The 8,214-nt window shown below is 40.2% G+C and carries 12 protein-coding genes; 9 read left to right on the forward strand and 3 right to left on the reverse strand.

All coding sequences use genetic code 11. The features are described 5' to 3' along the window. Positions 1-37 precede the first annotated feature (37 nt). A complete protein-coding gene (locus DK865_RS00770) occupies positions 38-256 on the reverse strand; it encodes a SlyX family protein (RefSeq protein ID WP_023583298.1) in 219 nt (72 codons plus the stop codon). A gap of 334 nt (positions 257-590) precedes the next feature. On the opposite strand from DK865_RS00770, the gene fkpA reads away from it, so the two are divergent. Next, entirely contained in the window at positions 591-1,343 is a 753-nt protein-coding gene (fkpA, locus tag DK865_RS00775; protein WP_088494382.1) for an FKBP-type peptidyl-prolyl cis-trans isomerase, read from the forward strand. A gap of 94 nt (positions 1,344-1,437) precedes the next feature. Here the strand turns inward: fkpA and DK865_RS00780 are convergent, their stop codons facing one another. Beyond that, positions 1,438-2,319 carry a DMT family transporter gene (locus DK865_RS00780; protein WP_109390925.1) on the reverse strand — a complete coding sequence of 294 codons (882 nt, stop codon included), beginning with the start codon at positions 2,317-2,319 and terminating at the stop codon, positions 1,438-1,440. A 146-nt stretch (positions 2,320-2,465) separates the two neighbouring features. Then, positions 2,466-2,624 carry a hypothetical protein gene (locus DK865_RS18590; RefSeq protein ID WP_162556596.1) on the reverse strand — a complete coding sequence of 53 codons (159 nt, stop codon included), beginning with the start codon at positions 2,622-2,624 and terminating at the stop codon, positions 2,466-2,468. 347 nt (positions 2,625-2,971) lie between these two features. Here DK865_RS18590 and DK865_RS00785 point away from each other — a divergent pair, with 347 nt between their 5' ends. The 8 genes from DK865_RS00785 to DK865_RS00820 all read left to right on the forward strand — a co-directional run. Then, positions 2,972-3,676, forward strand: coding sequence for a helix-turn-helix transcriptional regulator (locus DK865_RS00785; RefSeq protein WP_023583301.1), 705 nt, complete (start codon positions 2,972-2,974; stop codon positions 3,674-3,676). Positions 3,677-3,685: 9 nt separating this feature from the next. Next, on the forward strand, positions 3,686-4,081 hold the full coding sequence (tusD, locus tag DK865_RS00790) for a sulfurtransferase complex subunit TusD (RefSeq protein ID WP_036914403.1): 396 nt from the start codon (positions 3,686-3,688) through the stop codon (positions 4,079-4,081). Beyond that, positions 4,081-4,449, forward strand: a complete 369-nt coding sequence (gene tusC, locus DK865_RS00795; protein ID WP_023583302.1) for a sulfurtransferase complex subunit TusC — start codon at positions 4,081-4,083, stop codon at positions 4,447-4,449. Before tusD ends, tusC begins: the two co-directional genes overlap by 1 nt. A 31-nt stretch (positions 4,450-4,480) precedes the next feature. Beyond that, positions 4,481-4,774, forward strand: a complete 294-nt coding sequence (gene tusB, locus DK865_RS00800; protein WP_109390926.1) for a sulfurtransferase complex subunit TusB — start codon at positions 4,481-4,483, stop codon at positions 4,772-4,774. A gap of 127 nt (positions 4,775-4,901) precedes the next feature. After that, positions 4,902-5,276 (forward strand): 30S ribosomal protein S12, encoded by a 375-nt coding sequence (rpsL, locus tag DK865_RS00805; RefSeq protein WP_004236497.1) that lies wholly within the window; start codon positions 4,902-4,904, stop codon positions 5,274-5,276. A 99-nt stretch (positions 5,277-5,375) separates the two neighbouring features. Next, positions 5,376-5,846 (forward strand): 30S ribosomal protein S7, encoded by a 471-nt coding sequence (rpsG, locus tag DK865_RS00810; protein ID WP_004246897.1) that lies wholly within the window; start codon positions 5,376-5,378, stop codon positions 5,844-5,846. A gap of 78 nt (positions 5,847-5,924) precedes the next feature. Then, positions 5,925-8,039: an elongation factor G gene (gene fusA, locus DK865_RS00815; protein ID WP_023583305.1), complete on the forward strand. Its 2,115-nt coding sequence runs from the start codon at positions 5,925-5,927 to the stop codon at positions 8,037-8,039. Positions 8,040-8,106: 67 nt separating this feature from the next. Then, positions 8,107-8,214, forward strand: a 108-nt coding sequence (locus DK865_RS00820; protein ID WP_228407704.1) for a GTP-binding protein, incomplete at its 3' end; no start/stop codon positions are given.

Below are 8,214 nucleotides of genomic sequence, written 5' to 3' on the forward strand. Positions count from 1 at the left end.
TTTGTTTTCAGTTTTGATCTTAACAGCGAACGATGACTTAATAGTGAGGGGGAGGTGTTTCATCCTCAGGTCTAGCAAGTATCGAAGTTTGAGAATTTTTTAGGCGCTCAGAAACAATTTTTAAAGCTTCTTTAAAGCGGCTGATTTCAATTTGCTGTTGTGTGACCACTTGATTTAATTCTTCAATAGTCGCATCTTGGAAAGCAACTTTGCTTTCTAATTGAATGAGCAATCGCTCTACTTCCTTAATATCCATTGTGTTTTTCCTCCTTCAAAATGACCTATTACGACGAATATGATTAACAAACTCGCGAAATTTAATCTTATTTACTGATATATACACAGGAAGACATAAATCTGGTTTGAGATAAAAGACTATTTTGCTAATGTGATAGCACTCTGTGCTGACAAAAATCGTAACATTAACTGTTAAGAGTGTCGGCAACTTTTTTAAATTCATATAAAATTGCTACCCGCGGATGAGTATATACCGCAACGACAGCAAGAAGTGATGCAAAATGTTTTGGCGAAGCATCTATGATGCTCGTTCGCAAAACGTAGCGACTCACTAACATATACTGGAGAATGGGATGAAATCTTTATTAAAAACGACGTTGTTGGCAACCAGTTTAGCTTTCGCATTCAGTGCACCTCATGCATTCGCTGAAGAAGCAACAGCTAAAGTGCCAACACTAAATAGCGCATTTAAAACTCAAAATGAGCAAAATGCCTATGCGTTAGGCGCGTCGATGGGTCGCTATATGGAAGCTGCATTACAAGAACAAAAAAATATTGGTATTACTTTAGATTCTAAACAACTGTTAGCAGGTGTTCAGGATGCATTTAATAGTAAATCAAAATTATCAGACGCTGAGATTGAATTAACGTTAGCGGCTTTTGAAGATCAAGTCCGTACTGCTGCAACAGCAAAAATGGAAAAAGAAGCGACTGAGAACAAAACGGCGGGTGATAAATTCCGTACAGAGTTTGCTGCGGAAAAAGGTGTGGTAAAAACCAAATCAGGTTTACTCTATTTAGTTGAAAATCCGGGTAAAGGTAAAACACCAACAGATGCTGATCGTGTTACTGTAAACTACAAAGGCATGCTGATTGATGGTAAACAATTTGATAGCTCTTATGATCGTAACGAACCTCTGACGATTAGCCTGAAAAGCGTTATTCCTGGTTGGACTGAAGGTATGAAGTACATCAAAGAAGGCGGTAAAATCAAGTTAGTTATTCCACCAGAATTAGGCTACGGACAACGCGCAACAAGTGGTATTCCAGCTAACTCAACATTAGTCTTTGAAGTTGAATTACTAAGTGTTGAAAGCGATAAGTAATCCACTTATCTCTAAATATCACTAAAAAAATGCTGACATTTATGTCAGCATTTTTATTTCTAATGTATAGCTCATTATTTATTAATGCATAGTGTTAGTTTACTGTCTCTTCTACAATAATGGCGTTGGGTTTTTTAAAAACAAACAGCAAGCCCACAATAATTGCGCCCATCCCAGCTAAACTCAGCCAAGACATCTTGTTACCTAAAAAGATGTAATCCATTAATGCTGTCACGCCAGGCACCAAATAAAATAAGCTAGTGACGTTAACTAAATTACCTGTTGTAAGTAAGCGGTATAGTAGTAATTGAGCAACAACAGAAATGATCACGGCAAGCCAAAGCACAGGAATGACGAAGCCAATATCGAATGAAGCATGAAAAGGCTGGAATGGTACAAATAACAAGCACAACACAAGGCTAACAACATATTGTAACGGTAGGGCATCCATTGGCGCTAATTGCAGTTTCTTCTGAGAGATGGCACCAAAGCTCATACAAAGTAGTGCAACTAACGCGTAAATCATTCCCGTAAATGAGAGGGTTGTATTAAATAAACTTTGGGCAACCACTAACACTAATCCAGCCAAGGCGATTAAAAGTCCTAATAGCCGTGTCGCGGTAAAATTACGTTCTATTATCCATAGGGTAATAATTGGCTGAACGCCCATAATCGTGGCTAACATTCCCGGTGTAATGCTATTAGCGAGTGCTAAAAGATAACAGATGGAATAACCACCAATAATAAGTAAGCCGACCCATGCTGTTTTTAAACGACTTCCTTTGGGGGGCAGAAAACGATGGCGCTGAATACACAAAAAAGAGAGAAATGCTAAAGCGATAATAAAACGCCACGTTAAAATAGCAAATGAGCTACCATTATCTAAGCCCCAGCGAGAAAAGATAGCACCGCTACTCCACAATAAAACGAATAATGTCGTTGGACCGAATTTTGCCCAATATTGACGTAAGTACATAATGATATACCTGTAAAATAAGCAATAAGAGAGCTTGATTATTTTTAATGTCTATTAGCTAATTGGTAAGATATCAATGAATAAAATAAACAACATATCATTATATAGGTGTTGATTAAGTATGTTCTTTAAGCTAAGCAAATTAATCAAGCAACGTGAGTTGCAACAACAACTGTTGTATTGACTACAACCACTTTCATAGGCAGAGGTGGTGAAGCGAGGATCTTAATAGGTATAGGAGCAACAAAAATTAATCCTACTATTGATGAACTTTGCTGAGATTTGTAGATCACCAGTGTATTCATAGGATTAATCACTCGTTAAAATAACAATAAATTGGAATATAGGTAATCTATTCAATAGTGTCAATCTTTATTCTAACTACCCATAAAAAGGGAAGTTTGTAAAAATAAAAGCTGGAGATGAGTACAAAATATAAAGAAAAATGAAAAAAGCTGTGACCTATCACAAAGCTCTTATTCTAAGTCACTTGACGTAGATCTTCTGGCGATCTAACGTCAGAATCGTGCTTAATTCTGTTTTTATATTTAAATTTTTTTAATATTGAATTGATCCGCAATGACGAATCGTTATAAAAAATAGAGCCTCAAGTCATTATCATAATTAAAGCCTTTAAGGATTATATAATCATATGTCTAGCCCGTTATTTAATGGTGACAGCAGCGAGTTTGAAAAACTAGATAGCCGACCTTTTACTCAAACTGATCACGAAATACTAAAGTCCTATGAAGCTGCCGTGGATGGTTTAGCAATGCTCATAGGCAATCATTGCGAAATCGTATTGCACTCTCTGGAAGATTTGAAATGTTCAGCGGTTAAAATCGCGAATGGAGAACATACTGGTCGTAAGATTGGTTCTCCAATTACCGATTTGGCATTACAAATGTTACATGACATCACAGATGAAGATTCAAGTTTTTCAAAGGCCTATTTTACTAGAGCAAAAAGTGGTGCATTGATGAAGTCAATCACGATTGCCATTCGTAATCGTGAACGCCGTGTCATTGGTTTATTATGTATTAATATGAACCTTGATGTCCCATTCTCTGAAATAATCAAAACCTTTATTCCTGAAGAAACACATGAAGTTGCATCTGATGTTAACTTTGCCTCATCTGTTGATGATTTAGTGGCTCAAACATTAGAGTTCACGATTGAAGAAGTCAATAATGATCGTGAAGTCGCTAATAATGCCAAGAATAAACAAGTCGTGTTAAGCCTTTATGAGAAAGGTATTTTTGATATTAAAGATGCGATTAATCAGGTTGCAGACCGCTTGAATATCTCAAAACATACTGTGTATCTCTATATTCGCCAGTTTAAAAACGGAGAATAAGGCAACATTATGAGTTCCTTGACATATTGTTTAGTGGTTACGGGGCCTCATTACGGAACTGAACAAGCTTCAAGTGCCTATTTATTCGCGAATGCCCTTCTTGAAAAAGGGCATCAAATTGCACAAATTTTCTTCTATCGAGAAGGTGTTGTGAACGCTAATAAGTGGGTATCGCCCGCAAATGATGAATTTGATCTCCCTAAAGCGTGGGTTACTTTGGCGAAAAAACATCAAATCCCCTTGCATGTTTGTGTTGCTGCCGCATTGCGTAGAGGAATTATCGATGAGCAACAGGCAAAAGAGCAGGAAATGGATGGTTATAACATGGCACCTGAATTTGAGTTAAGTGGTTTGGGGTCATTGGCTCAAGCGATGTTGACCTGTTCCCGAGTGGTGCAATTTTAATGAAGAAAATGAATTCAATCGCCTTCCTGTTTACTCAAGCTCCTCATGGTAATAGTGCAGGGCGAGAAGGTTTAGATGCTTTACTTGCAACCTCCGCATTAACAGAAGATCTTGGTGTTTTCTTTATCTCTGATGGCGTATTTCAACTTGTTGAAAATCAACAGCCTGAAGGGGTGTTGTCACGACATCATGCGGCAACATTTAAAGTGCTACCCTTGTATGATGTGACAAACGTCTATATATCACAGAAAGACATGGCTCATCGTGGATTATCCTCTCAAACTGCTTTTGTGTTGGATGCGCAGGTGATATCCCATCAAGATATTGCTCAAAAATTGAGTGAATATGATGTGGTATTACGCTTTTAATACAGAAGTTAGTCAGGAAGGTTGAACAGTTATGTTGTATACTTATTCTGTCTCTATTTATCAAAGTGATTTAGAGGCTTTTTTATCTTTATTGACAAAAGAAGATGATGTTTTGTTAATACAAGATGGTGTACTGGCAGTCCTTGAAGACAATCCTTTATTAAAATATTGTCTTCAACAGCAAATTTCAGTTTACGCATTAATTGATGATGTTTTGGCAAGAGGCTTAAAAGATCAAGTATCTCATCATATTAAACTCATCCATTATAGTGATTTTGTCGATTTAACGGTAAAACACCCCCAACAAATTCATTGGGGAGCGTAGAATTGCTGTATAATTCTTGACACATGAGCCCGTCAGCAATAAAATTCTGCGTCCTCATGTTTTGTCTTGTTGACAAGACAGAGTTCAAATCCGTGTTTACGAAGCAAAAACCAGGAGCTTTTTTTAAATGGCAACTATTAATCAGCTGGTACGCAAATCTCGTAGCTCGAAAGTTGTTAAAAGCAACGTTCCAGCTCTGGAAGCTTGCCCGCAAAAACGTGGCGTATGTACTCGTGTATATACTACCACTCCAAAAAAACCAAACTCAGCACTGCGTAAAGTATGCCGTGTGCGTTTGACTAACGGTTTCGAAGTTTCTTCCTACATCGGTGGTGAAGGCCACAACTTGCAGGAGCACTCCGTAATCTTAATCCGTGGTGGTCGTGTTAAAGACTTACCAGGTGTGCGTTACCACACTGTTCGCGGCGCGCTGGACTGTTCTGGTGTTAAAGACCGTAAACAAGCTCGTTCTAAGTACGGTGTGAAGAAGCCAAAGGCTTAATGGTTCTCCGTTAAGTAAGGCCAAACATTTTTTCACCAATAATGTCAAAATAAACTCATTGAGTTTTGGACAACCCTGAATTTTAAACGGAGTATTTCCATGCCACGTCGTCGTGTAATTGGTCAACGTAAAATTCTGCCAGATCCTAAGTTCGGATCAGAACTGCTGGCTAAATTTGTAAACATTCTGATGGTAGACGGTAAAAAATCTACTGCAGAATCTATCGTATATAATGCGCTTGAGACCCTGGCTCAGCGTTCAGGCAAAACTGAACTGGAAGCGTTCGAAATCGCATTAGATAACGTACGTCCTACTGTGGAAGTTAAATCCCGCCGTGTTGGTGGTTCAACTTACCAAGTTCCAGTTGAAGTACGCCCAGTTCGTCGTAATGCATTAGCAATGCGTTGGATTGTTGAAGCTGCTCGTAAACGCGGTGATAAATCCATGGCTCTTCGCCTGGCAAATGAATTATCTGATGCGGCTGAAAACAAAGGCGCTGCTGTTAAGAAACGTGAAGACGTTCACCGTATGGCAGATGCAAACAAGGCGTTCGCACACTACCGTTGGTAATCCACGGAGTATCGCAACTCTTTTCAGGACAGCTCTGCTGTCCTTTACCTGAATTGAACGCCCACGAGAGAGGAAAAAATGGCTCGTCAAACCCCCATAGCACGCTACCGTAATATCGGTATCAGTGCGCACATCGATGCCGGTAAAACCACTACAAGTGAACGTATTCTGTTTTATACCGGTGTAAACCATAAAATTGGTGAAACTCACGAAGGTTCAGCAACAATGGACTGGATGGAGCAGGAGCAGGAACGTGGTATTACTATCACATCCGCAGCAACTACTGCATTCTGGTCTGGTATGGCTAAACAGTTTGAGCCTCACCGTGTAAACATCATCGACACCCCGGGACACGTTGACTTCACAATCGAAGTAGAACGTTCTATGCGTGTTCTTGATGGCGCGGTTATGGTTTACTGTGCAGTTGGTGGTGTTCAGCCTCAGTCAGAAACAGTATGGCGCCAGGCTAACAAATATCATGTACCACGTATCGCGTTCGTTAACAAAATGGACCGTATGGGTGCAAACTTCCTGCGTGTTGTTGAACAAATCAAAACACGTCTGGCAGCAAACCCAGTTCCACTGCAAATTCCAGTAGGCGCTGAAGAAAATTTCACCGGTGTTGTTGATTTAATTAAAATGAAATCAATCCGTTGGAATGAAGAAGACCAAGGTGTTACCTTCGAATACGAAGACATTCCTGCAAATCTGCAAGATTTAGCTGAAGAATGGCACAACAACCTGGTTGAATCTGCTGCTGAAGCATCAGAAGAACTGATGGACAAATATCTGGGCGGTGAAGAACTGACAGAAGCAGAAATCAAAGCTGCTCTGCGTAAACGCGTTCTAGATAATGAAATTATCCTGGTTACCTGTGGTTCTGCATTTAAGAACAAAGGTGTTCAGGCAATGCTGGATGCGGTAATTGAATACCTGCCAGCACCAACAGATGTTCCTGCAATCAAAGGTATGTTACCAGACGGTAAAGATACTCCAGCAGAACGTCATTCAAGCGACGAAGAGCCATTCTCATCTCTGGCATTCAAAATCGCAACTGACCCATTTGTTGGTAACTTAACATTCTTCCGTGTGTACTCTGGTGTTGTAAACTCAGGTGACACAGTTCTGAACCCGGTTAAAGACAAAAAAGAACGTTTTGGCCGTATTGTTCAGATGCATGCTAACAAGCGTGAAGAAATTAAAGAAGTTCGTGCGGGCGACATCGCTGCTGCTATCGGTCTGAAAGACGTGACTACAGGTGATACTCTGTGTGCAATTGAAGCACCAATCATCTTAGAACGTATGGAATTCCCAGAGCCAGTAATCTCTGTTGCTATCGAACCTAAGACTAAAGCTGACCAAGAAAAAATGGGTATCGCTCTGAACCGTCTGGCTCAGGAAGATCCATCTTTCCGCGTATCAAGCGACGAAGAAACTGGTCAGACTATCATTGCTGGTATGGGTGAGCTGCACTTAGACGTGTTAGTTGACCGTATGCGTCGTGAATTTAAAGTTGAAGCGAACGTAGGTAAACCACAGGTTGCTTACCGTGAAACTATTCGTGATACAGTAACTGATATCGAAGGTAAGCACGCGAAACAATCTGGTGGTCGTGGTCAGTACGGTCATGTTGTTATCGACCTGTCTCCATTACCAGCAGGTGGTGAAGAGAACTACGTATTTATCAACGATATCGTTGGTGGTGTAATTCCTAAAGAATTCATCCCAGCTGTTGATAAAGGTATTCAAGAACAGCTGAAATCTGGTCCATTAGCAGGTTACCCTGTTGTGGATATTCAGGCTCGTTTACATTACGGTTCTTACCATGATGTTGACTCCTCAGAAATCGCGTTTAAAATTGCCGCATCAATGGCATTTAAAGACGGCTTCATGAAAGCTAAGCCAATTCTGCTTGAGCCAGTCATGAAAGTTGAGATTGAAACGCCAGAAGATTACATGGGCGACGTTATCGGTGACTTAAACCGTCGTCGTGGTATGGTTGAAGGTATGGACGATCTGCCTACCGGTAAGATCATCCGTGCTCAAGTACCACTGGCTGAAATGTTCGGTTATGCAACTGACCTGCGTTCACAAACTCAGGGTCGTGCTTCATACTCTATGGAGTTCTTGAAGTACAACGAAGCGCCTAGCAACGTCGCTCAGGCTATTATCGAAGCTCGTAAAGCGAAATAAGATCCTTTCGAGTTCAATTTAGTTTACGCTCCCTCTACTCGAGGGAGCGATATTAAGGAATATAGTCGTGTCTAAAGAAAAATTTGAACGTTCCAAACCGCACGTTAACGTTGGTACTATCGGCCACGTTGACCACGGTAAAACAACTCTGACTGCTGCAATCACTACAGTTTTA

It is taken from the genome of Proteus cibi (assembly GCF_003144405.1).
In the GTDB taxonomy this organism is placed as follows: domain Bacteria; phylum Pseudomonadota; class Gammaproteobacteria; order Enterobacterales; family Enterobacteriaceae; genus Proteus; species Proteus cibi.